This is a genomic window from Streptomyces sp. NPDC085460 (assembly GCF_044541975.1).
Lineage (GTDB): Bacteria > Actinomycetota > Actinomycetes > Streptomycetales > Streptomycetaceae > Streptomyces.
The window spans coordinates 273652-297067 of the sequence record NZ_JBITTO010000009.1 but is presented as its reverse complement, the minus strand read 5'-3'; the positions used below and the strand labels follow the sequence as shown (position 1 = coordinate 297067).

Annotated in this window: 23 protein-coding genes; 18 read left to right on the top strand and 5 right to left on the bottom strand. The window is 72.4% G+C overall.

Going from position 1 to position 23416, the window contains the following annotated elements; all coding sequences use genetic code 11:
• The first annotated feature begins 7 nt into the window (after positions 1-7).
• The 5 genes from dop to prcA all read left to right on the top strand — a co-directional run bounded on the left by dop (position 8) and on the right by prcA (position 3980).
• Entirely contained in the window at positions 8-1519 is a 1512-nt protein-coding gene (gene dop, locus ACIGHB_RS24800) for a depupylase/deamidase Dop (protein ID WP_399915939.1), read from the top strand.
• A 171-nt stretch (positions 1520-1690) separates the two neighbouring features.
• Positions 1691-1903, top strand: coding sequence for a ubiquitin-like protein Pup (locus tag ACIGHB_RS24795; protein WP_360314256.1), 213 nt, complete (start codon positions 1691-1693; stop codon positions 1901-1903).
• Positions 1904-2153: 250 nt separating this feature from the next.
• A complete protein-coding gene (locus ACIGHB_RS24790; protein ID WP_399915937.1) occupies positions 2154-2387 on the top strand; it encodes an endonuclease VII domain-containing protein in 234 nt (77 codons plus the stop codon).
• The gene (gene prcB / locus ACIGHB_RS24785) at positions 2339-3178 is read left to right on the top strand and encodes a proteasome subunit beta (RefSeq protein WP_360314252.1); all 840 of its coding nucleotides are present in this window, start codon (positions 2339-2341) and stop codon (positions 3176-3178) included. The genes ACIGHB_RS24790 and prcB overlap by 49 nt, the downstream gene beginning before the upstream one ends.
• 46 nt (positions 3179-3224) lie before the next feature.
• Entirely contained in the window at positions 3225-3980 is a 756-nt protein-coding gene (gene prcA, locus ACIGHB_RS24780; protein WP_360314250.1) for a proteasome subunit alpha, read from the top strand.
• A 60-nt stretch (positions 3981-4040) separates the two neighbouring features.
• Here the strand turns inward: prcA and ACIGHB_RS24775 are convergent, their stop codons facing one another.
• Positions 4041-5060: a LacI family DNA-binding transcriptional regulator gene (locus ACIGHB_RS24775; RefSeq protein WP_399915934.1), complete on the bottom strand. Its 1020-nt coding sequence runs from the start codon at positions 5058-5060 to the stop codon at positions 4041-4043.
• Between the two features lie 145 nt (positions 5061-5205).
• Between ACIGHB_RS24775 and ACIGHB_RS24770 the strand changes: the two genes are divergently transcribed.
• The 12 genes from ACIGHB_RS24770 to ACIGHB_RS24715 all read left to right on the top strand — a co-directional run bounded on the left by ACIGHB_RS24770 (position 5206) and on the right by ACIGHB_RS24715 (position 18292).
• Positions 5206-6477 (top strand): MFS transporter, encoded by a 1272-nt coding sequence (locus ACIGHB_RS24770; protein ID WP_360314246.1) that lies wholly within the window; start codon positions 5206-5208, stop codon positions 6475-6477.
• Positions 6478-6546: 69 nt separating this feature from the next.
• Positions 6547-7908, top strand: coding sequence for a Pup--protein ligase (gene pafA, locus ACIGHB_RS24765; protein ID WP_360314244.1), 1362 nt, complete (start codon positions 6547-6549; stop codon positions 7906-7908).
• 118 nt (positions 7909-8026) lie between these two features.
• Positions 8027-8962, top strand: a complete 936-nt coding sequence (locus ACIGHB_RS24760; protein ID WP_360314242.1) for an FKBP-type peptidyl-prolyl cis-trans isomerase — start codon at positions 8027-8029, stop codon at positions 8960-8962.
• 95 nt (positions 8963-9057) lie between these two features.
• Positions 9058-9438: an FKBP-type peptidyl-prolyl cis-trans isomerase gene (locus tag ACIGHB_RS24755; protein WP_399915931.1), complete on the top strand. Its 381-nt coding sequence runs from the start codon at positions 9058-9060 to the stop codon at positions 9436-9438.
• Between the two features lie 128 nt (positions 9439-9566).
• On the top strand, positions 9567-10523 hold the full coding sequence (locus tag ACIGHB_RS24750; protein WP_360314238.1) for a WYL domain-containing protein: 957 nt from the start codon (positions 9567-9569) through the stop codon (positions 10521-10523).
• 16 nt (positions 10524-10539) lie between these two features.
• Positions 10540-11493: a helix-turn-helix transcriptional regulator gene (locus ACIGHB_RS24745; RefSeq protein ID WP_399915929.1), complete on the top strand. Its 954-nt coding sequence runs from the start codon at positions 10540-10542 to the stop codon at positions 11491-11493.
• Positions 11494-11569: 76 nt separating this feature from the next.
• Positions 11570-11818 (top strand): hypothetical protein, encoded by a 249-nt coding sequence (locus tag ACIGHB_RS24740; RefSeq protein WP_388872593.1) that lies wholly within the window; start codon positions 11570-11572, stop codon positions 11816-11818.
• Positions 11819-11965: 147 nt separating this feature from the next.
• Complete coding sequence (locus ACIGHB_RS24735) at positions 11966-12163, top strand: hypothetical protein (protein ID WP_360314234.1); 198 nt, start codon at positions 11966-11968, stop codon at positions 12161-12163.
• 186 nt (positions 12164-12349) lie between these two features.
• Positions 12350-12643 carry a Sec-independent protein translocase subunit TatA gene (gene tatA / locus ACIGHB_RS24730; protein ID WP_360314232.1) on the top strand — a complete coding sequence of 98 codons (294 nt, stop codon included), beginning with the start codon at positions 12350-12352 and terminating at the stop codon, positions 12641-12643.
• A gap of 107 nt (positions 12644-12750) precedes the next feature.
• Positions 12751-13662: a twin-arginine translocase subunit TatC gene (gene tatC, locus ACIGHB_RS24725; protein ID WP_360314305.1), complete on the top strand. Its 912-nt coding sequence runs from the start codon at positions 12751-12753 to the stop codon at positions 13660-13662.
• A gap of 174 nt (positions 13663-13836) precedes the next feature.
• Positions 13837-16665, top strand: coding sequence for a DEAD/DEAH box helicase (locus tag ACIGHB_RS24720; protein WP_360314230.1), 2829 nt, complete (start codon positions 13837-13839; stop codon positions 16663-16665).
• 247 nt (positions 16666-16912) lie between these two features.
• Positions 16913-18292, top strand: a complete 1380-nt coding sequence (locus ACIGHB_RS24715) for a cytochrome P450 (RefSeq protein WP_399915926.1) — start codon at positions 16913-16915, stop codon at positions 18290-18292.
• A gap of 38 nt (positions 18293-18330) precedes the next feature.
• Here the strand turns inward: ACIGHB_RS24715 and ACIGHB_RS24710 are convergent, their stop codons facing one another.
• Both ACIGHB_RS24710 and ACIGHB_RS24705 read right to left on the bottom strand, forming a co-directional pair.
• Positions 18331-19260 carry an ADP-ribosylglycohydrolase family protein gene (locus ACIGHB_RS24710; protein ID WP_399915924.1) on the bottom strand — a complete coding sequence of 310 codons (930 nt, stop codon included), beginning with the start codon at positions 19258-19260 and terminating at the stop codon, positions 18331-18333.
• Positions 19257-20276, bottom strand: a complete 1020-nt coding sequence (locus ACIGHB_RS24705) for a hypothetical protein (RefSeq protein ID WP_399916131.1) — start codon at positions 20274-20276, stop codon at positions 19257-19259. The genes ACIGHB_RS24710 and ACIGHB_RS24705 overlap by 4 nt, the downstream gene beginning before the upstream one ends.
• A 209-nt stretch (positions 20277-20485) precedes the next feature.
• Here ACIGHB_RS24705 and ACIGHB_RS24700 point away from each other — a divergent pair, with 209 nt between their 5' ends.
• Positions 20486-21148 (top strand): MerR family transcriptional regulator, encoded by a 663-nt coding sequence (locus ACIGHB_RS24700; RefSeq protein ID WP_399915923.1) that lies wholly within the window; start codon positions 20486-20488, stop codon positions 21146-21148.
• 63 nt (positions 21149-21211) lie between these two features.
• Here ACIGHB_RS24700 and ACIGHB_RS24695 read toward each other — a convergent pair whose 3' ends face one another.
• Positions 21212-22060 (bottom strand): siderophore-interacting protein, encoded by an 849-nt coding sequence (locus tag ACIGHB_RS24695; RefSeq protein WP_399915921.1) that lies wholly within the window; start codon positions 22058-22060, stop codon positions 21212-21214.
• A gap of 102 nt (positions 22061-22162) precedes the next feature.
• Positions 22163-23083: a 5'-3' exonuclease H3TH domain-containing protein gene (locus ACIGHB_RS24690; protein WP_399916129.1), complete on the bottom strand. Its 921-nt coding sequence runs from the start codon at positions 23081-23083 to the stop codon at positions 22163-22165.
• Positions 23084-23416 lie beyond the last annotated feature (333 nt).

Sequence of the window (23416 nt, the reverse complement as noted above, 5' to 3'; positions counted from 1 at the left end):
GGGCCGCATGACCGTACGGCGAGTAATGGGCATCGAGACGGAGTACGGAATCTCCGTCCCCGGACACCCGAACGCCAATGCCATGCTCACCTCGTCCCAGATCGTCAACGCCTACGCCGCGGCGATGCACCGGGCGCGCCGCGCCCGCTGGGACTTCGAGGAGGAGAACCCGCTGCGGGACGCCCGCGGCTTCGACCTCGCCCGCGAGGCCGCCGACTCCAGCCAGCTCACCGACGAGGACATCGGCCTCGCCAACGTGATCCTCACCAACGGCGCCCGGCTCTACGTGGACCACGCCCACCCCGAGTACAGCGCCCCCGAGGTCACCAACCCGCGCGACGCCGTCCTCTGGGACAAGGCCGGCGAACGGATCATGGCCGAGGCGGCCGAGCGCGCCGCCCAGCTCCCCGGCGCCCAGCCCATCCACCTCTACAAGAACAACACCGACAACAAGGGCGCCTCCTACGGCACGCACGAGAACTACCTGATGAAGCGGGAGACCCCCTTCTCGGACATCGTGCGCCACCTGACGCCCTTCTTCGTCTCCCGCCAGGTCGTCACCGGCGCGGGCCGCGTCGGCGTCGGGCAGGACGGCCGCGAGAACGGCTTCCAGATCAGCCAGCGCGCCGACTACTTCGAGGTCGAGGTCGGCCTGGAGACCACCCTCAAGCGGCCCATCATCAACACCCGCGACGAACCGCACGCCGACGCGGAGAAGTACCGCCGGCTGCACGTGATCATCGGGGACGCCAACCTCTCCGAGATCTCCACCTACCTCAAGCTGGGCACCACCGCCCTCGTCCTCTCCATGATCGAGGACGGCTTCATCACCGTCGACCTCGCCGTCGACCAGCCCGTCCGCACCCTCCACCACGTCTCCCACGACCCCACGCTCCAGTACCTCGTCACGCTGCGCAGCGGCCGGACACTCACCGCGGTCCAGCTGCAGATGGAGTACTTCGAGCTGGCCAGGAAGTACGTGGACGAGCGGTACGGCGCGGACGCCGACGAGCAGACCAAGGACGTCCTCGCCCGCTGGGAGGACACGCTGGGCCGGCTGGAGAACGACCCGATGAGCCTCGCCGGCGAGCTGGACTGGATCGCCAAGCGGGAGCTCATGGAGGGGTACCGGAGCCGCGACGGCCTGGACTGGGACGCGGCCCGACTGCACCTGGTGGACCTCCAGTACGCGGACGTACGCCCCGACAAGGGCCTGTACAACCGTCTGGTGGCCCGGGGGCGGATGAAGCGGCTCCTGGACGAGACCGAGGTGGAGCGGGCCGAGACGGCGCCCCCGGAGGACACCAGGGCCTACTTCCGGGGCCGGTGCCTGGAGCAGTACGCCGACGACGTCGCCGCGGCCTCCTGGGACTCGGTGATCTTCGACCTGCCGGGCCGCGACTCGCTCCAGCGCGTCCCGACCCTGGAGCCGCTGCGCGGCACCAAGGCCCATGTGGCGGCGCTCCTGGACCGCTGCCGCACCGCGGAGGAACTGGTCCGCGTCCTTTCGGGCGGATGATTCCGCGCCCGAATGCGGGCCTGAAACGGCCGGGCGCTGGGAATGATGGGATCAGCGCCCGGATACGGGAGAGAAACCAGGAAATCATGAGGCCGAAGTCGGACCCGGATTGTAGGGTCTGATCTTGTAACGGACTCAACCGAGCGGGCCGATTCGAGCGGGGTGAGGGATATGGCGACCAAGGACACCGGCGGCGGACAGCAGAAGGCGACGCGTTCCACGGAGGAGGTCGAGGAGACCACCACGGAGGCGAGCTCCGACCTCAAGGAACGCCAGGAGAAGCTGAGCGACGACGTGGACTCCGTCCTCGACGAGATCGACGACGTGCTCGAGGAGAACGCCGAGGAGTTCGTGCGGTCCTTCGTTCAAAAGGGTGGCCAGTAGGCCCGCTTCGCCTTCGATTCGAAGCGTAGGCACTGCTGGGGGGCTTGATCTGCGGACGGCAAGCAGTGTCCGCGGTGTTCGCAGGTGAAGCCTCGCGAGGCGTTCGCTTCGAACAAGGCCATGCGGCACGGCCTGCGGTGTCACCGCGGGCCGTGCGCGGCCGACCATCACCAGCAGCGCCGGTGGGGCAGAGGGGCGCGCCGGCCGTCCGAAGCGTCAGTGCGGCACCACCGAAGCCGAGCGGGACGGGATGATCGCCTCCCGAGGCGGGCTCTGCCGTATCCGTCCGGCCGCGCGTCCGATCCATGTGGATCACCGTCACGGGACGGGTAGGGTCCGTGGCGTACTGTGCTTCAACTGCAACTCGGCCATCGGCAAGTTGGGAGACGATCCCGACGCTCTCCGTCGGGCCATCTCATATCTGGAGGGACAGCCGTGGAAGCCAATTTTGATCGGACCGGGCGCCTACCGGCTGCCTTCCTGACGCCGGGCTCCTCCTCGTTCCTGGACTTCCTGGCGAGTCACTCGCCGGAGGTGCTGCCGGGCAACCGGAAGCTGCCGGACGGGGTCGTCGAGGCTCCGCACGGCACCACCATCGTGGCCGCCACGTTCCCGGGGGGCGTGGTGCTCGCGGGTGACCGGCGGGCCACCATGGGCAACATGATCGCCCAGCGGGACATCGAGAAGGTGTTCCCGGCGGACGAGTACTCCGCGGTCGGCATCGCCGGCACCGCCGGCCTCGCCGTCGAGATGGTCAAGCTCTTCCAGCTGGAGCTGGAGCACTTCGAGAAGGTCGAGGGCGCCACGCTCTCCCTGGAGGGCAAGGCGAACCGCCTCTCCACCATGATCCGGAGCAACCTCGGCATGGCCATGCAGGGCCTCGCCGTCGTCCCGCTCTTCGCCGGCTGGGACGAGGGCCGCGAGAAGGGCCGGATCTTCTCGTACGACGTGACCGGCGGCCGCTCCGAGGAGCACGGCTACGCCGCCACCGGCTCGGGTTCGATCTTCGCCCGCGGCTCCATGAAGAAGCTGTACCGCGAGGACCTCACCGAGCAGCAGGCGACCACCCTGGTCGTGCAGGCGCTGTACGACGCGGCGGACGACGACTCGGCGACCGGCGGCCCGGACCTGGCCCGCCGCATCTTCCCGATCGTCACCGTCATCACCGACGAGGGCTTCCGCAGGCTCTCCGAGGCGGAGTCGTCCGAGCTCGCCCGTTCGGTCACCGAGCGGCGTCTGGAGCAGCCGGACGGACCGCGCGCCGCCCTGCTCTGATCCGTACGTCGCCCCCTCACAGCCCAGAAGAAAGGGACGAGCGCCGGTGTCCACGCCGTTCTACGTCTCACCCCAGCAGGCCATGGCCGACCGCGCGGAGTACGCCCGCAAGGGCATCGCGCGCGGCCGGAGCCTCGTGGTCCTCCAGTACGCCGACGGCATCGTCTTCGTCGGCGAGAACCCGTCCCGCGCCCTGCACAAGTTCAGCGAGATCTACGACCGGATCGGCTTCGCCGCCGCCGGCAAGTACAACGAGTACGAGAACCTCCGCATCGGCGGCGTCCGCTACGCCGACCTGCGCGGCTACACCTACGACCGGGACGACGTGACCGCGCGCGGTCTGGCGAACGTCTACGCGCAGACGCTGGGCACCATCTTCTCCAGCGCCGGCGAGAAGCCGTACGAGGTGGAGCTGGTCGTCGCCGAGGTCGGCACCGAGCCGTCCGGCGACCAGATCTACCGGCTGCCGCACGACGGCTCCATCGTGGACGAGCACGGCTCGGTCGCGGTGGGCGGCAACGCGGAGCAGATCAGCTCCTTCCTGGACCAGCGGCACCGGGACGGTATGTCGCTCGCGGAGGCCCTGAAGCTGGCCGTGCAGGCGCTGTCCCGGGACACCAACGGCACGGAGCGGGAGATCCCCGCCGAGCGCCTGGAGGTGGCGGTCCTGGACCGGACGCGTCCGCAGCAGCGGAAGTTCAAGCGGATCGTCGGCCGGCAGCTGTCCCGCCTCCTGGAGGCGGACAACGCGGCGGCGGCGAAGACGGACGAGCCCTCGGACGAGGCGCCCGAGGAGCAGTAGTCACCCGTACGCGGAGGGGCCCGGTCCAGCAGGACCGGGCCCCTCCGCGCGTTCCGGGGCTCAGGCGGCCGGTGCCGGGCCCGTGGAGCCGCGCGGGACCAGCGCGACGGGCAGGACGTCCGAGCGGGCCGGCTCGCCCGCCAGGACGGCGAGCAGCGCCTCCATGCCCCGGCGGCCGAACTCCTCGGCGGGCAGGCGGACCGTGGTCAGCTCCGGTTCGACCGCCGTGGCCAGGGCCATGTCGTCGAAGCCGGTGACCGACAGGTCCTCCGGGACGCGCAGGCCGAGCCGGAGGGCGGCCTTGCAGACGCCGGCCGCGAGGATGTCGTCGTCGCAGATGACCGCCGTGGGGCGGGGCCCCGGGGCGGCGAGCGCCTCCCCGGCCGCGGCCCGCGCCGCCGCGACGGTGAGCGGCGACCGCACGGTGCGCACCTCGGCGCCCGCCAGGGCGTGCGCGAGCGTCGCGGCCCGGACGTCGAAGGTCCAGGAGGGGGCCGCCGACGCCAGGTGCAGGAAGCGGCGGTGGCCGAGGCCGAGGAGATGGGCGGTGACCAGCCGCATGCCCTCGGCGACGTCGAGGTTGACGCGGGCGGCCGCGCCGGCGCCCGCGGGGTCGCTGTCGAGCATGACGAGGGGCAGGTCGCTGTCGCGGAAGGCGTCGAGGGCCTCGGTGGCCATCGAGGAGGCCAGGACGCCGTCCAGGGCCGCCTGCGCGGAGGCGAAGGGGTCGCGGGCGGGGCCGACGCCGTCGGGGGAGGGGTAGAGGACGACGCCGAAGCCGTGCTCGGCGGCGACCGCCGCCGCGCCGGTGTACACGTGCGCGAAGAACTCGTTGGTGAGCGCGGGCACCACGAGCAGGGCGGTGCGGGTGCGGCCGAGGCGCAGGTTGCGGGCGGCGAGGTTGGGCCGGTAGCCGAGCGCGCGGGCGGCGTCCCGGACGGTGCCGGCCGTGCGCTCCGACACACGGCCCCGCCACTTGTCGCCGAGGACGAGGGAGACGGTGGCCTGCGAGACGCCCGCCGCCCGGGCCACGTCCCTGCTGGTCGGACGGGGGGCGCCGGGGGTTTCGGTGGTCTGCACGGGGCCTCCGCGTCGGACGCTGTCGGTGGGGCGCTGGTCGGTGGGGAGCGGGCGCGGGGTGGACCCGCGTCACGCCGCCATGGTACGTATGACGACGGAAGTTATACGTAAAACCTCGGCGTGAGCCGACGGAGGGGAGACCCGCATGGCCACCGAGGCCACGGCACACGGCGGCTACCGCGACATCCTGCGGGCGCCGCACGCGCTCCGCCTGCTCACCGGCACCCTGGTCGGCCGGCTGCCCAACGGCACCGGCCCCGTCGCCATGACCCTCTTCGTCCGCGACGAGGGCGGCGGCTACACCCTCGCGGGCGGCCTCGTCGCCGCGTACGGCGTCGCCAACGCCGTCGGGCAGCCGCTCCTCGGCCGGGCCGTCGACCTCAAGGGCCAGCCGCGCGTCCAGCTCCCCGCCGCCGTCCTCTCCGCCCTGGGCATGGCGCTCTTCGCGCTCGCCGGCATCGGCAACCTCCCCCTCGCCTACGCCGCCGTGGTCCTCGCCGGGCTCTTCACGCCGCCCCTGGAGGGCGGCCTGCGGGCGCTGTGGCCGAGCGTCCTCGGCCGCGAGGACCGGGTCCACCGCGCGTACGCCCTCGACGCCGTCGCGCAGGAGATCATGTTCACCGTCGGCCCGCTCCTGGTGACCCTCCTGGTCGCCGTGCAGTCGCCCGCCGCCGCCCTCCTCGTCATCAACGTCCTCGGCGTCCTCGGCGCGCTCTCCGTGGTCCTCTCCGAGCCGTCCCGGGCCTGGCGCTCCGCGCCCCGGGAGGCCCACTGGCTCGGCGCGCTGCGCTCGCCCGGGCTCCTCGCCCTGCTCGGCTCCTTCTTCTTCGTCGGCCTCGCCCTCGGCTCCATCACGGTGGCCGCCATCGCCTACGCCGACGACCGCGGCACCCCGTCCGTCTACGGCTGGCTGATGGCCGCCCTCGGCCTCGGCGCGCTCCTCGGCGGCATGTTCTACGGCGCCCGGCGGTGGGCGGGCGCCCCCGAGCGCAGGCTGCGCGTCCTGGTGGCCCTCCTCGCGCTCTGCTACCTGCCCCTGACGCTCACCCCGGGACCGGTCGCCATGGCCGCGCTCTCCGCCCTCGCCGGCGTCTTCCTCGCCCCCGTCCTCGCCTGCGCGTTCATCGTGGTGGACCGGCACGCCCCGGCCGGCACCGTCACCGAGGCGTTCTCCTGGCTGGTCACCACCTTTGGCGTGGGCGCGGCCCTCGGCTCGGCCGCCGCCGGACCCGCCGTCGAACTCTCCGGGACCGTCGCCGGATTCGCCGTGGCCGGCGCGGGCGGCCTCGCCGCCCTGCTGGTGCTGCTCGCCACCGGCCGGGTCCTGAACGATCCCGACGCGCCCGGCCGCCGCACGCGACACGCCGCGAGCGGGGGCGCCGCCGCCCCCGTGCACAGCGAAAAGAACGCCCTCTGATCGGAAAATGATCGAAACGGGAACGTCCAACCCGGTTTCAGCACACGCCGTCAGGCGTAATGTTCAGTCATGGACCGCCGCATTTTCGGGCTGGAGAACGAGTACGGCGTCACGTGCACGTTCAGGGGACAGCGCCGACTGTCTCCTGACGAAGTGGCGCGGTACCTCTTCCGCCGAGTCGTGTCATGGGGCCGCAGCAGCAACGTCTTCCTGCGGAACGGCGCCCGCCTGTACCTCGACGTGGGATCGCATCCGGAATACGCCACACCGGAATGTGACGACGTGATCGAACTCGTCACCCACGACAAGGCAGGCGAGCGCATTCTCGAAGGTCTTCTCGTGGACGCCGAACGCCGCCTGCACGAGGAGGGAATCGCGGGCGACGTCTATCTCTTCAAGAACAACACCGACTCCGCCGGAAACTCCTACGGCTGCCACGAGAACTATCTCGTCGCCCGCCACGGCGAGTTCTCCCGCCTCGCGGACATCCTCATCCCGTTCCTGGTCACGCGTCAGCTGATCTGCGGCGCGGGCAAGGTCCTGCAGACCCCGCGCGGCGCCGTCTACTGCGTCTCCCAGCGCGCCGAGCACATCTGGGAGGGCGTCAGCTCCGCCACCACCCGCTCCCGGCCCATCATCAACACCCGGGACGAGCCGCACGCCGACGCCGAGCGCTACCGCCGCCTCCACGTCATCGTCGGCGACTCGAACATGTCGGAGACGACCATGCTGCTCAAGGTCGGCGCCACCGACCTCGTGCTGCGCATGATCGAGGCCGGCACGGTGATGCGCGACCTGACCCTGGAGAACCCGATCAGGGCCATCCGCGAGGTCAGCCACGACATCACCGGCCAGCGCAAGGTGCGCCTGGCCAGTGGCCGCGAGGCGTCCGCCCTGGAGGTGCAGCGCGAGTACTTCGAGAAGGCGTCCGACTTCGTCGACCGGCGCGGCATCCGCTCCGGCGTGGTCGCCCAGGTCCTCGAACTGTGGGAGCGCACCCTCGACGCCATCGAGCAGGAGGAGCTGGACCGCATCCAGACGGAGATCGACTGGGTGATGAAGTACAAGCTCATCGAGCGCTACCGCGCCAAGCACAACATGACCATGTCGAACCCGCGGGTCGCCCAGATAGACCTCGCCTACCACGACATCCACCGGCGCCGGGGGCTGTACTACCTGCTCCAGAAGAACGGGCAGGCGGCGCGGATCTGCAACGACGTGAAGATCTTCGAGGGCAAGTCCGTGCCCCCGCAGACCACCCGGGCCCGGCTCCGCGGCGACTTCATCCGCCGCGCCCAGGAGCAGCGCCGGGACTTCACCGTCGACTGGGTCCACCTCAAGCTGAACGACCAGGCGCAGCGGACGGTCCTGTGCAAGGACCCGTTCCGTTCGGTCGACGACCGGGTGGAGAAGCTGATCGCCGGTATGTAGGACGATCACAAGAGCAGGTCGGGGCCCCGCGCGTGCGACGCGCGGGGCCCTGGACGTCACAGCACGGTCCCCTAGAGTGTCCGGACAACTACTGTGCCGTCTGAGATCTGAGGAACACGTGCGCCGACTTGCCGGCCTTCTCGTCGTCCCGCTGCTGCTGCTCTCCACAGCGGCGTGCGGGAACGACACCAAGGGCTCCGATAACGCCTCGATGACCAACGGGCTGCCCGCCATCACCGCGGGCCAGAAGTTCGGCGAGAAGCCGACCCTCTCCAAGGGCGAGGGCGACCCGCCGAAGGAACTCAAGGTCAACGTCATCAGCGAGGGCGACGGGCCGGTCACCAAGGACGGCGACGCCCTCGAGGTCAACTACCTGGGTCAGACCTGGGACTCGACGACCCCCTTCGACAACAGCTTCGACCGCGGTGAGCCCTTCGCGCTCACCCTCGGCGCCGGTCAGGTCATCAAGGGCTGGGACCAGGGTCTGAAGGGCCAGAAGGTCGGCAGCCGCGTCGAGATCGGCATCCCGCCGGAGCTCGGCTACGGCGAGCAGGGCTCCCCGCCGGCCATCAAGGGCGGCGCCACCCTGGTCTTCGTCGTGGACATCCTGAAGGCGACCACCATCCCGAAGTCCGCCGAGGGCACCGTCGTCGCCCAGGACAACAAGGACCTGCCCAAGGTCGGCACCAACACCGACGGCAAGGCCCCCTCGCTGACCGTCCCGAAGACCGACGCCCCGAAGAAGCTGGTCTCCAACTACGTCATCGAGGGCAAGGGCGAGGCCGTCAAGGCCACCGACACGCTGACGGTCCAGTACCAGGGCGTGCTCTGGAACGGCACGCCGTTCGACAGCTCCTACTCGCGCGGCGCCGCGGCCACCTTCCCGCTGGCCAACGTCATCCCGGGCTGGACGAAGGGCCTGGAGGGCAAGAAGATCGGCAGCCGTGTCCTCCTCGTCGTCCCGCCGGCCGACGGCTACGGCGACCAGGCCAGGGAGAAGATCCCGGCCAACTCGACCCTGGTCTTCACCGTGGACATCCTCGCCAAGCAGTAGCCGCTTCCCGCGCGACCCGGCCCGCCGCGCGATAGGTTGTCCGGGTCGCGCGGGCCATCGTCCGCGCGGTTCAACCGTATGAGGAGCACACTGCAGTGAGCATCGAGAAGCCCGAGGTCGACTTCCCGGGCGGCGAGCCGCCGGCCGACCTGGAGATCAAGGACATCTGGGAGGGCGACGGCGCGACCGCCGAAGCCGGTGACACGGTCAACGTCCACTACGTCGGTGTCTCCTTCGACTCCGGCGAGGAGTTCGACGCCTCCTGGAACCGCGGCACGCCGCTGGAGTTCCCCCTCGGTGCCGGCATGGTCATCCAGGGCTGGGACAGGGGCGTCCAGGGCATGAAGGTCGGCGGCCGCCGCCAGCTGATCATCCCCGCGCACCTCGCGTACGGCGACCGCGGCGCCGGCGCCAAGATCGGCCCCGGCGAGACGCTGATCTTCGTCTGCGACCTGGTCTCCGTGAAGAAGGGCTGACCGGCCCCTCGCGCCCGGCCGAGGGCCCCCGCCTCCGCGGCGGGGGCCCTCGGCTTTTGTCCGGACACCCCGGGGCGGTACGGTCGGACGTCCGAGAACGGAACCGGGGAAGAGGGTGCAGGGCGTCCATGGCGATTGCCAAGGCCGAGCGGCTCATGAATCTCGCGCTGTGCCTGCTCGGGACGCGCCGCGCGCTCAGCAAGCGCGAACTGCGCGGCTCCATCGAGGCGTACCTGGAGGCCAGCGGAGACGAAGCCTTCAACCGCATGTTCGAGCGGGACAAGGACGACCTCCGCGAGCTGGGCCTGGTCATCGAGACCGTCGAGAACCTCGACGGCGAGACCGGCTACCTCGCCCGCCGCGACTCCAACCGCCTCCCGCCCATCACCCTGGACGCCGAGGAGGCCGCCGCACTCGGCCTCGCCGCCCGGGTCTGGCAGCAGGCCCGCCTCGCCGGAGCCGCCAGCGGCGCCCTCCAGAAGCTGCGCGCCGCCGGCATGCCCGAGGCCGAGGACACGTACGAGATCCAGCCCAGCGCCCTCGAACCCCGCATCCCGGTCCACGAGGCCGCCTTCGAGCCGCTGATGCTCGCCTGCCGCGACCGGCGCCCCGTGGTCTTCGAGTACCGCAAGGCCAACGCCGCCCGCCCCGAGCCCCGCCAGGTCGAGCCCTGGACGCTGGAGTGCTGGCGCGGCCACTGGTACCTGGCCGGCTGGGACCGCGACCGCGGCGCCGAGCGCGTCTTCCGCCTCTCCCGCATCACCGGCAAGGTCCGCTCCCGGGCCGGCGCCTTCACCGCGCCCGTGCCCGACGCCGTCACCGTCCGCGAGACCGTGGAGAGCTGGGCGGGGGAGACCGCCACCCGCTCCGCCCGCATCCGCCTCCGGACCGGCTGCGGCTACCCGCTGCGGGGGCGCGCCACCGAGGTGCGCGAGGGCGCCGACGGGTGGGACGAGCTGGAGATCCCGTACGGGCACGGCCTCGACGCCTGGCTCGTCGAGTTCGGCCCCGACGTCGTCGTACTGGAACCGGCCGACCTGCGGGCCGACGTGGTGGAGCGGCTGCGCGCCGTCGCCAAGGGCTGAGGGGGAGACGAACCGCATGGCTGCCAACGCGATCGACCAGACGAGGCGGATGCTCTCCCTCGTCACCTACCTCCGCGAGCGCCCCGGCGCCCACGTCGCCGACGTGGCCCGCGCCTTCGGCATCACCGAGGACGAGCTGATCTCCGACCTGGACGTGCTGCCCATGTGCGGCACCAGCTTCCGGGGCGGCGACCTGCTCGACATCGACACCGACGGCGACCGGATCTGGTGGCACAACCCGGACGACGTCGCCGAGCCCCTCCGGCTCGCCGCCGACGAGGCCACCGCCCTGCTCGTCGCCGCCCGCGCCGTCGCCACCCTGCCCGGACTCCGCGAGGGCGACCGGGACGCGCTGCTGCGCGCCACCGCCAAGCTGGAGGCCGCCGCCGGGGAGGCCGCCGGCGCCAGCGCCCGCCTCTCGGTCACCTTCGAGTCCGAGGGCGGCGTCTTCGCCGAGGTCGACCGGGCCATCTCCGAGCGCAAGCGGCTCTGGGTGCGGTACTACTCGCCCGCCCGCGACGAGCTCACCGAGCGCGAGGTCGACCCCATCCGCCTCTTCGCCGTCGGCCACACCTACATGGAGGCGTGGTGCCGCCTCTCCGAGGCGCGCCGCACCTTCCGTCTCGACCGGGTGGCCGAGATCCGGATCCTGGAGGAGGCCGCCGCGCCGCCGGAGCTGGAGCTGCGGGACCTGTCCGAGGGTCTGGTGCAGCCCTCGGCCGACGATCCCGAGGTGGTGGTCGAGGTCGGCCCCGGCGGCCGCTGGGTCGCCGAGTACTACCCGCACGACCGGGCCGAGGAACTGCCCGACGGCTGCCTCCGGATCACCCTGCGCACTCCCGACCCGGCTTCGCTGAAGCGGCTCGCGCTGCGACTCGGCAGCGACGGGCGGATCGTCTCGCCGACCGGTCTCGCGGACAGCGCCCGGGCGGCGGCGACCGCCGCGCTCGCGGCGTACGAGGGCGCGTGAGCCGTCCTCGTACGGTGGCGGGCGGGGCGGGCGCCGGGAAGGTCCAGGGAGTTCGAGGCAGGGAGAGTTGAGCGAAATGTCCGTGATGCCCGGTCTGTCGGTGGCCCCGGTCCTCTTCAAAGCCGCCTGCCCCGACTGCCGCTGCCGCTTCGAACTCGCCGCCGGCGCGCTGCGCCTGGCCATCGGAGCCAGCCGCCGCACCACCTTCTACTCCTTCACCTGCCCCGAGTGCGGCAGCGCCGTCCGCAAACCCGCGGGCGAACGCATCGTCGAACTCCTCACCGGCGGCGGCGTCCGCACCCTCCGCCTCCACACCACCGCCTGAGGCCCACCCGGACCCGTTCGCACCCCGGTCTCCGTCCGCACCCCGGTCTCCGTCCGCACCCCGCAGCGAGCAGCCCAGCAGCGAGCACCCCACCGCCGCACCCCACCGCCGCACCCCACCTCCCGCCCCACGGACTAGGCTCGGCCCATGTTCTGGCCCATGCTCGCGATCGCCCTCGGCTTCCTCGGCCTCGCCGTCCTCGGCGTCCTCGCCGTCAAGGTCTTCCTGGAGGTCCGGCGCCTCGCCCGTCAAGTGGCCGTCACCACACAGCGCATCCAGCGCGCCGCCGACGACCTGGAGAACGCGGCCGGGGGACTGGCCCGAACCAGCCGTTCCCTGCCCTGAGTCCACTGCCGTACGCTGCCCCGATCGGGCCTGATCAGGGCTCCACGGACGCAATCGGGAGTATGCACGGGCATTGCCCGACGTTTACTCCTGCGGGTTACGATCGCAGACAGCGCGGTGGCCGGACGCCTGTCCGACCGCCCGGGCACGCACCCAAGCCGCCCTCGGTGAGAAGAGAGACCAGCCATGTTCCGTCAGATCGGTCCCCTTGAGATCAGCCTCATCCTGCTGGTCGTCGTGCTCCTCTTCGGCGCCAAGAAGCTCCCGGAGATGGCCCGCTCCCTCGGCAAGTCGGCCCGCATCCTGAAGAGCGAGGCCAAGGCCATGAAGTCGGAGAACCAGGACGCCGCCGCCGCTCCCGCCGAGGCCCCGGCCGACCAGGCCGCCGCCCCCACCGCCCAGCGCACCATCAAGGCCGCCCCCGGCGACGTCACCGGCGGACGCCCCGTGACCGAGGCGTCGGACACCACCCAGCGCTGATCCGCCCGCCCCGCACGTACGCCGCCCAGCGGCCTGCCCGCACGAGATGAGGACGTGGGTTGCCGAAGTCTGCCCGCATGAAGAAGGAGAAGGATCCCGAGGGGCGCATGCCACTCGCCGATCACCTCCGTGAGCTGCGCAATCGCCTCGCCAAGGCGATGCTGGCGCTCGTCATCGCCTCCGTGGTGGCGGTGTTCTACAGCCAGCAGCTGATGGATTTCCTGTCGTCCCCCGTGCCGAAGTGCCCCCCGGACAGCCCCCTGGCCGACAACACCGGCGGACGCTGCGTCGTCCTCGCCTACCAGACCATGCTCTCCCCCTTCACCTCGACGGTGAAGGTGGTCATGCTCGCCGGCCTCATCGCGTCCAGCCCGGTCTGGCTGTACCAGCTCTGGGCCTTCATCGCCCCCGGCCTCCACCGGAGCGAGAAGAAGTACACCTACTGGTTCGCCGCCGTCGCCGTCCCCCTCTTCGCGGCCGGCGCCTACACGGCGTACCTGATCATGCCGGTGAGCATCCGCGTCCTCATCAGCATCACCCCCGAGGTCGCCTCGAACTTCCTCTCCCTCGACGACCTCCTGGACTTCACCACCAGGATGGTGCTCGTCTTCGGCGTCGCCTTCGAACTGCCCCTGCTGCTGATCATGCTCAACCTCACCGGCGTGGTCACCGGCAAGCGCATGGCCGGCTGGTGGCGCGCCATGGTGATGGGCACCTTCGTCTTCGGAGCCGTCGCCACCCCGTCCACGGACCCGCTGGGCATGATCGCCCTCGCCGGACCGATCATCGTCCTGTACTTCATCGCGGTCGGCTTCTCGATGCTGAACGACAGGCGGCGCGCCCGGAACAACCCCGACGCCGCCCTCGCCGACGACGAGGCATCGGTACTCGACCACACCCCCGAGCCCGTCGGCGCCCTCGACCCCGTCCCCGCCGCCCACGCCCTGCCCGAGCAGGCCACCGGCGACACCGACGGAGCACGCGCCCACCGCACCGGCGGCTACGACGACATCACCTGATCCGGCCACGAAGGCCCCCGGACCCGAGTCCGGGGGCCTTCGTCATGCCCGGCCCCCTCACCTTCCGCGTCCCCCCCGCCACACCCCGTGCCCCGGGCCCCGCCACCGCCCGCTGCGAGGACCCCGATAAAGATCGCGTCACTGTCAGAGGGGGCGGGTAGGCTCGATGACAAGATGACAGAGGACCTCACCCCAGCCGAGGCGTACGCGGCCGCACGCGCGCGCAACGCAGAGCAGGCCACCGCACTGGCCCCCTTCCGAGAGATGTACGCATTCGGACTGGACCCCTTCCAGATCGAGGCGTGCCAGGCTCTCGAAGCGGGCAAGGGCGTGCTCGTCGCCGCACCCACGGGCTCCGGCAAGACCATCGTCGGCGAGTTCGCCGTCCACCTCGCCCTCACCCAGGGCCGCAAGTGCTTCTACACGACCCCCATCAAGGCGCTGTCGAACCAGAAGTACGCCGACCTCGTCAAGCGGTACGGCCCCGACAAGGTCGGCCTGCTCACCGGCGACAACAGCGTCAACGGCGACGCGCCCATCGTCGTCATGACCACCGAGGTCCTCCGCAACATGCTCTACGCGGGGTCCCAGGCCCTCTCCGGCCTCGGCTACGTCGTCATGGACGAGGTCCACTACCTCTCCGACCGCTTCCGCGGCGCCGTCTGGGAGGAAGTGATCATCCACCTCCCCGAGTCGGTCACCCTCGTCTCCCTCTCCGCCACCGTCTCCAACGCCGAGGAGTTCGGCGACTGGCTCGACACCGTCCGCGGCGACACCGAGGTCATCGTCTCCGAGAGCCGGCCCGTCCCCCTCTGGCAGCACGTCCTCGCCGGCCGCCGGATGTACGACCTCTTCGAGGAGGAGACCGACCACGGCGGCCGCGGCGCCTCCCGCCGCGAGGTCAACCCCGACCTCCTCCGCCTCGCCCGCACCGAGAACTCGCGCACGTACAACCCCCGCGAGCGGCGCCGCGGCAAGATGATCCGCGAGGCCGACCGCGAGCGCGAGCGCCGCCAGCGCTCCCGCATCTGGACCCCCGGGCGCCCCGAGGTCATCGAGCGGCTCGACGCCGAGGGCCTCCTCCCCGCCATCACCTTCATCTTCAGCCGCGCCGGCTGCGAGGCCGCCGTCCAGCAGTGCCTCTACGCCGGCCTCCGGCTCAACGACGACGCCGGCCGCCTCCGCGTCCGCGAGATCGTCGAGGCCCGCACCGCCTCCATCCCCGACGAGGACCTGCACGTCCTCGGCTACTACGAGTGGCTGGAGGCGCTGGAGCGCGGCATCGCCGCCCACCACGCCGGCATGCTCCCCACCTTCAAGGAAGTCGTCGAGGAGCTCTTCGTCCGCGGCCTCGTCAAGGCCGTCTTCGCCACCGAGACCCTCGCCCTCGGCATCAACATGCCCGCCCGGTCGGTCGTCCTCGAAAAGCTCGTCAAGTGGAACGGCGAACAGCACGCCGACATCACCCCCGGCGAGTACACCCAGCTCACCGGCCGCGCCGGCCGCCGCGGCATCGACGTCGAGGGCCACGCCGTCGTCCTCTGGCAGCGCGGACTCGACCCCGACCACCTCGCCGGCCTCGCCGGCACCCGCACCTACCCCCTTCGCTCCAGCTTCCGCCCCTCCTACAACATGGCGGTCAACCTGGTCGACCAGTTCGGCCGGCACCGCTCCCGGGAGCTCCTGGAGACCTCCTTCGCCCAGTTCCAGGCCGACCGCTCCGTCGTCGGCATCTCCCGCCAGGTCCAGCGCAACGAGGAGGGCCTGGAGGGCTACCGCGAGGGCATGACCTGCCACCTCGGCGACTTCGAGGAGTACGCGCGGCTCCGCCGCGACCTCAAGGACCGCGAGACCGACCTCGCCCGGCAGGGCGCCGCCCAGCGGCGCGCCCAGGCCGCCGCCTCCCTGGAGAAGCTCAAGCCCGGCGACGTCATCCACGTACCCACCGGCAAGTTCGCCGGCCTCGCCCTCGTCCTCGACCCCGGCATCCCCGCAGGCCGCACCAACGGCCACCGCGGCTTCGAACACCACGACGGGCCCCGGCCCCTCGTCCTCACCGCCGAGCGACAGGTCAAGCGCCTCGCCTCCATCGACTTCCCCGTCCCGGTGGAAGCCCTGGAGCGGATGCGCATCCCCAAGACCTTCAACCCCCGCTCCCCGCAGTCCCGCCGCGACCTCGCCTCCGCGCTGCGCTCCAAGGCCGGGCACATCAACCCCGACCGGCACCGCAAGCAACGCTCCGGCGCCGCCGACGACCGCGAGATCGCCCGCCTGCGCACGGCCATCCGCGCCCACCCCTGCCACGGCTGCGACGAGCGCGAGGACCACGCCCGCTGGGCCGAGCGCTACCACCGCCTCCAGCGCGACACCAAGCAGCTGGAGCGGCGCATCGAGGGCCGGACCAACACCATCGCCCGCACCTTCGACCGGATCGTCGCCCTCCTCACCGAGCTCGACTACCTCCGCGCCGACGAGGTCACCGACAACGGCAAGCGGCTCGCCCGCCTCTACGGCGAACTCGACCTGCTCGCCAGCGAATGCCTCCGTGAAGGCGTCTGGGAGGGGCTCGCCCCCGCCGAACTCGCCGCCTGTGTCTCCGCCCTCGTCTTCGAGGCCCGGCAGGCCGACGACGCCGTGGCCCCGAAGGTGCCCGGCGGCCAGGCCAAGGCCGCATTGGGCGAGATGGTCCGCATCTGGGGCCGCCTCGACGCCCTGGAAGAAGAGTTCAAGATCAACCAGGCGGAGGGCGTCGGCCAGCGCGAACCCGACCTCGGCTTCGCCTGGGCCGCCTACCAGTGGGCCTCCGACAAGAGCCTCGACGAGGTCCTGCGAGAGGCCGAGATGCCCGCCGGCGACTTCGTCCGCTGGTGCAAGCAGGTCATCGACGTCCTCGGACAGATCGCCGCCGCGGCACCCAAGGAGAACAGCACGGTCGCCAAGAACGCCCGCAAGGCCGTCGACGCGCTCCTGCGCGGCGTGGTCGCCTACAGCTCGGTCGGCTGACGGGCCGCCCTCAGACCGGAGGAGAGGGGCCCGTGGTGGGGACACCACGGGCCCCTTTTCGGGTCTGCCGCGTGCGTCGTGAACTTCTGGACCGCCGCGAACGCCTAGACCGCCGGAACGCCAAACTCGTCGCGCACGTGGCGAGTTGTCCACAGGCGGCTGTCCACAGGGGTGGCGCGCTTCCGTCGTCTTCCGCTTGCATGGACTCGCACACAGGGAAAGCGAGTTGGGGGAGGGGACGCAGCACGTGACCACGCACGCCGGCGCCGACACCGGGATCACCATCGCCGAGGGACCACGCGGAGTGCCGCTCCTCGGCAACCTCCCCGCCTTCGGCAAGGACCCCCTCGCCTTCTTCGAACAGCTCCGCGACAGGGGCGACTTCGTCCGCTGGCGCTTCGGCCCCAGCCCCGCCCTCTTCATCGCCCACCCGGACACCATCGGCGAACTCCTCACCGAGGTCGAGAACGCCTTCGACCAGCCCGACCTGGGCATCGCCATCCGCACCCTCCTCGGCAACGGCGTGGTCGTCGCCAAGGGCCGCGACTGGCGCCGCAAGCGCTCCCTCGTCCAGCCGTCCGTCCGCCCCAAGCAGGTCCGCTCCTACGCGGCCACGATGACGGAGTGCACCGTCGCCCTCGCCGACGGCTGGACCGACGGCCGGCGGATCGACATCAAGAAGGAGATGGCGGCCCTCACCCAGCTCATCGCCGTTCGCACCATCTTCGGCACGGACACCGCCGCCGACGCCGAGACCATCGGCCGGGCCATGGACATCGCCCAGCAGGAGATCGGGGCCGAACTCAGCGGCATCGGAGCCCTCCTGCCCGACTGGATCCCGACCCCCGGCCGCGCCCGCGTCAAACGGGCCACCGCCGTCATCGACGCCGAGGTCGCCCGCATCGTCTCCCGCCACCGCGACGCGGGCGAGGACCGCCCCGACCTCCTCAGCCGGCTCCTCACCGCCCGCGACGACACCGGCGCCCAGCTCTCCGACCGTGAGATCCGCGACGAGACCGTCACCCTCTACATCGGCGGCCACGAGACCACCAGCTCCACCCTCGTCTGGGCCTGGTACCTGCTGTCCCGCAACGAGACGGCCCGACGCGCCCTCACCGACGAGCTGGACCGGGTCCTCGCCGACCACGACCCCGGCTACGACGACTACGCCTCCCTCACCTACACCCAGGCCGTGGTCAAGGAGACCCTCCGCCTCTACCCCACGATCTGGCTCCTCACCGGCATCGCCAAGGACGGCGCCACCCTGGGCGGCACCCCGATCCCGCCCGGCACCCGCGTCTGGTCCAGCCAGTGGGCCACCCACCGCGACCCCCGCTGGTACGCCGACGCCGGCGCGTTCCGCCCCGAGCGCTGGCTCACCGACGCCGAGGACCGGCCGGCGGAGCGGATCCCCGAATACGCCTGGTACCCGTTCGGCGGCGGCCCCCGTGTCTGCCTCGGCACCCGCTTCGCCCTCGTCGAAGCCGTCCTCGTCCTCGCCGTCCTCGCCCGCCGCTACGACCTGGACGTGGACCCCGAGGAGATACGCCCCGTCCCGAGCCTCACCCTCCAGCCGGACCGCGAGGTACGCGCCACGGTCCGCGCGCGGGGACGGGGGCGGGGATGACGAGGCGGTAGCCCGGTCACGGTCAGACGGTCAGACGGTCAGACGGTCAGCGCGTCTGCCAGGGCACGCAGCTCGTCCGCGCCGGGCACCCGGTCGCCGAATCCGGGGAGAGGGACACGCAGCGCGGCCGTCCAGCGGTCCGGGATCGCCCCGGAGCCGTGGACGGCTCCCGCCAGCATGCCGGTGACGGCCGCCACGGTGTCCGTGTCCCCGCCCAGGTCCACGGCGGCCACCAGGGCCTCCTCGAAGGTCCCGGTGGTACGCAGCGCCCACACGGCGGAGCCGAGGCAGGGCCAGACGGCGCCGTTGAACTCCGTCGCGTCCTCCGGCCGCCAGCCGGGCGCCAGGACGGCGGCCCAGCGCCCCCGGTGCGGCGGGTCCACCTCGGCCAGGACATCCGGGATCACGGCCAGGGGATCCTCGCCGAGCAGGGCGACCCGGATCAGCTCGTGCAGGAGGGCGGTGCCCTCCCACGCGGCCCTGTCCCCGTGGGTCAAGGCGGCGAGCAGGCGGCCCGCCTCCATCGTGGCCGCACGGCCACGGGGCGCGAAGTGGACGGCTGACGTGGAGGCCCGCATCAGGCAGCCGTTGCCCGCGCCGCGGCCCTCCACCTGGAAGTCCAGGGCCGCCGCCCTGTCCCACGACTCGCCGCCCAGCAGCACCCGCTCCGTCAGGAGGCCGATGTCCTTCGGATCGGCCGCCGCCCAGCGCCGGAAGCGGTCGAAGACGTCCGGCAGATCGAGCCCGCCCCGTTCGAGCAGCGACTCGCCGACGAGCACGGCCATCTGGGTGTCGTCCGTGGCCTCACCCGGATCCCAGCCGCCACCCCCGCACAACTCCCCGACGCCGTCAGGGAATCGGGCGCGGAACATGCCGGCGGGGCCGAACTCGAAGGGCGCGCCCAGGGCGTCGCCGACGGCGGAGCCGAGGACGGCGCCCACGGCGCGGTCGGACGGGGTCGTGGTCATGGCGTCAGGGTAGGCGGCTGGGGCGCGGGGCCGGAGCCGGGTTTTTGGGACTGGGCCAGGGCCTGGGCCTGGGGTGCGGGTGCGGGTGCGGGTGCGGGTGTGGGCGTGGGCGTGGGGTCGGGGGTGGGGTGGGAGGGGGTGGGGAGGGTGGGGGAGGGGGGAGCCCCCCGGAGGGTGAGGAGGGTGGCGGTGGTGGTGAGGGTGGCGATCGCGGCGGCTGTCGTGAGGGTGGTGGCGTCGGGGTGGAGGAGGGGCTGGCCTCGGAGGGCCTGCCAGGTGAGGAGGGCGAAGGTGGCGGCGTAGGCGGCGGAGGCGGTGAGGACGAGGCGGAGGCGGAGGCCGGGGTCGGCGAGGCGGGGGAAGCGGGGGGCCAGGGCGGTCAGGACGAGGAGGACCAGGGGGAGGAGCTGGAGGGCGTGCATGCCGAAGAAGTGGGCGACGCGGAGGTCGCCGCCGGTGGCGGCCCAGCCGGTGACGGGCAGGGAGGGGCCGCCGTCGGGGACGCCGACGCTGTGGGCGCCGACGATCGGCGGTTCGGAGGCGGCGCGCTGGTCGGGGGTGGGCTGGACCATCAGGAAGCCGACGGCGGCGCCCGCGAGCGCGATCAGTGAGGAGAGGCGGACCGCCCAGGCGGTGGCCCGGTCGAGGATGCGGGCGCGCAGCAGGAGGACCGCGATGACCAGGGCGGCCAGCCAGAGGATGGCCACGGTGAGGCCCATGACCTGGAAGACGGCGGCGTCGAACGCGGTCTCCTGGTTGAAGTGGCTCTGCCGGCCACGCACGACCTGGACGGTGATCAGGACCATCTCCAGGGCGCTGGCGGCGGCGACGACGGTCCCGGCCCACCAGCCCGTCCGGCGCCCCCGCGGCAGCAGGCTCAGCATCCAGGCGAGCGACAGCGAGTAGGCGACGAACGACACGGCGAACTTGAAGGGCTTGGACCAGATCGGGGCGCCGACCAGGGTCCGGTCGTCGAACAGGATCCCGCCCGCGCTGACGAGGGCGAACACGGCCATCGAGGCCGCGAACCAGACGAGCGGCCGGTGCAGGCGGCCGTTCGGGGGCGGGGCGGTGGAGGCGGAGTCGGGCATGGGTGTGCCTGTGGACATACGGATCCCCCCGTACGAGATATGGATAGTGGCGCTTGCCGCTATCTGATAGTGCCACTATCTATGATGGAGGGGAGCCCGGCAGGCCGGAAATGCAGGGGAAAGGTGAACGCGCGGTGCGCATCGGTGAGTTGAGCCGCAGGACCGGGGTCTCGGTGCCCACGATCAAGTTCTACGTACGGGAGGGCCTGCTCCCGGCCGGTCGGCTGACGAGCCCGAACCAGGCCGCGTACGAGGAGACGCATGTGCGGCGGCTCCGCCTGATCCGCGCCCTCATCGATGTGGGCGGGCTGTCCGTGGCGGCCGTGGGTGAGGTGATCGCCGCCGTGGACGACCACGAGCGGCCCGTGCACCGCCTCCTCGGCGAGGCGGCCGAACGCCTGGTGCCGCGGTACGGCGGCGAGTCCGCCGCGGGCGAGGAGGGGGAGGGGGCGCTGGTCGCGGCGCGCGAGCGGGTCGGCGAGCTCATCGGCGAGCGGGAGTGGCGCTGCCACCCCGGCAGTCCCGCGGCCGAGGCGCTGGCCGTGGCGCTCGCCGCGCTGGAGTCCGTCGGGCACGAGCGGTTCGGTGAGGTCCTCGGCGCGTACGCGGACGCGGCCGAGCGGGTCGCCCGGGCCGACCTGGAGTACGTCGCCCGTCATGTGGCCCGCGAGGAGCTGGTGGAGAGCGTGGCCGTCGGCACGGTCCTCGGCGACGCGCTCTTCGGCGCGCTCCGCCGTCTCGCCCAGATCGACGCCTCGTCCCGCCTCTTCGGGGGCGGGAAGGAACGGGCGGAGTGAGACGGGGGAGGGGGGACGGGGCCGACAAGGCCCCGTCCCCCCTCCCTCGGCGGTTCTGGTGGGTCAGGCGGTCTGCTGGGGCTCCTGCTCCCGCTCCACCTGCTCGTTCCACTCGCGCTTGATCGCGCGCCACGCCTCGTCCGTCTTGCCCAGGCGCCAGTAGCCGGAGATGGACAGCCGCGCGCGATCCACCTGGCGCTCCATCCGCAGGTGGCGGCGGAGCTCCTTCACGAAGCCGGCCTCGCCGTGCACGAAGGCGTGCACGTCGCCCGCCGGGAAGTCCAGGCCGCGCACGGCCTCGACGAGCGCCTCGCCGACCGGGCGGCCGGCGCGGTGCAGCCAGGTCACCTCGACGCCGGCCTCGGTCGCGAACTTCTGCTCGTCGGCCGCGTCCTCGATCTCGACGAAGGCGTGCACGGTCGCCCCGGCGGGCAGCCGCTCCAGCGCCGCCCCGATCGCCGGCAGCGCGCTCTCGTCGCCGACCAGGAGGTGCCAGTCGGCCGCCGGGTCCGGGGTGTAGCCACCGCCGGGGCCGAGGAACCTGACCGTCTCCCCGACGCGGGCGCGGGCCGCCCACGGGCCCGCCAGGCCCTCGTCGCCGTGGACCACGAAGTCGAGGGTCAGCTCGCGGTGGACCGGGTCCCAGGCGCGCACGGTGTACGTGCGGGTGGTCGGCCACTCCTCGCGGGGCCGCTCGGACCGGATCCGCTCCATGTCGAACGGCTCCGGGTAGGTCACCCCCTCGGGGGCGAACAGCAGCTTCACGTAGTGGTCGGTGTAGGTGCCGGCGTCGAAGCCGTCCAGGCCGGGGCCGCCGAGGACGACCCGGACCATGTGCGGGGTGATCCGCTCGGTGCGCACCACCTGCGCTTCGGTGGCGCTGGGGGCCTTGCGGGCCGGCTGCTCTGCCACGGCGGGACTCTCCTGACTGGGTGGGGGCCTGGCTGTCCGCGGGTGGCGCGCCAAGCCGCACCCCCGGGACTTAGGTATGCCTAAGCTAGCATCCTCGGCCGGTCACGTCCCGGTGCGGGCGCCCGCGAGCACCGGCAACAGCCGGGCCACCGCCCCGCCGAGGTTCCAGCGGGCCGCCAGCTCCTCCAGCGCCGCCGGGTTCCGGGGGGCCGCGGGGAGCGCCGGGTCGAACTCCGGGAGTGTCACGTTCCTCGCGACCCGGACCACGGTCGGCGCCACGTCCAGGTAGGCCGCCGCCTCCACGATCCCGCGCCGCTTGGCCGGGGTGAGCTTCGAGGTGCGGTCCTCTGCGGCGGCCCGGACGCCGGCCAGGTCGCCGTACTCCGTGATGAGCTGCGCGGCGGTCTTCTCGCCGATGCCCTTCACGCCGGGCAGGCCGTCGCTGGCGTCGCCGCGGAGGGCGGCGAAGTCGGCGTACTGGTCGGGGCGGACCCCGTACTTCGCGCGGATCAGTGCGTCGTCCACGAGGTCGCAGTCGCCGACGCCCTTGCGCGGGTACAGCACCCGGACCGCCCGCTCGTCGTCGACGAGCTGAAAGAGGTCGCGGTCGCCGGTGACGATGTCCACCGGGCCCTTCGCCCGCTCCGACAGTGTGCCGATCACGTCGTCCGCCTCGAAGCCCGCCGCCCCGATCCGGGCGATGCCGAGCGCCGCGAGGACGGACTCGATCACCGGGACCTGGGGGGAGAGGGTGTCCGGGATCTCCTCCTCGTCCGGGCCGGTCTCCGTCTCCTCGGCCACCCGGTGCGCCTTGTACGAGGGGATCAGGTCCACCCGCCACTGCGGCCGCCAGTCGTCGTCCCAGCAGGCCACCAGGTCGTCCGGCCGGTGGTCCTGGACCAGCCGGCCGATGAAGTCGAGCAGTCCCCGCACGGCGTTCACCGGCGTCCCGTCCGGGGCCCGGACCGAGTCCGGCACGCCGAAGTACGCGCGGAAGTAGAGGCTGGCGGTGTCCAGGAGCATCAGGCGTCGCGTCACCCTCCGATCATGCCCCACCCCACCGACAGCGGGGCGGAGCCGCCCGCGCCCGGCCGTGAGCGCCGCCGCGCCCCAGCCGCGAGCGCCGCCCATGCCCCGGCCGTGAGCGCCGCCCGCACCCCAGCCGCGAGCGCCGCCCATGCCCCGCCCGCGAGCGCCGCCCCTGACGCGTCCCCGGCGCTCTCTCGCCGGCTTCCGGAACCGCCCGCCTCCTCGGCCTCCGTGACCCCCGTCACCTTTGCGTTTGTGTGCGGAGGGCCGGGGCAGGCGCGTGCCCGGAGCGGACCCGGTAAGGGGCCCCGAGCAGTGGGCCCCGTA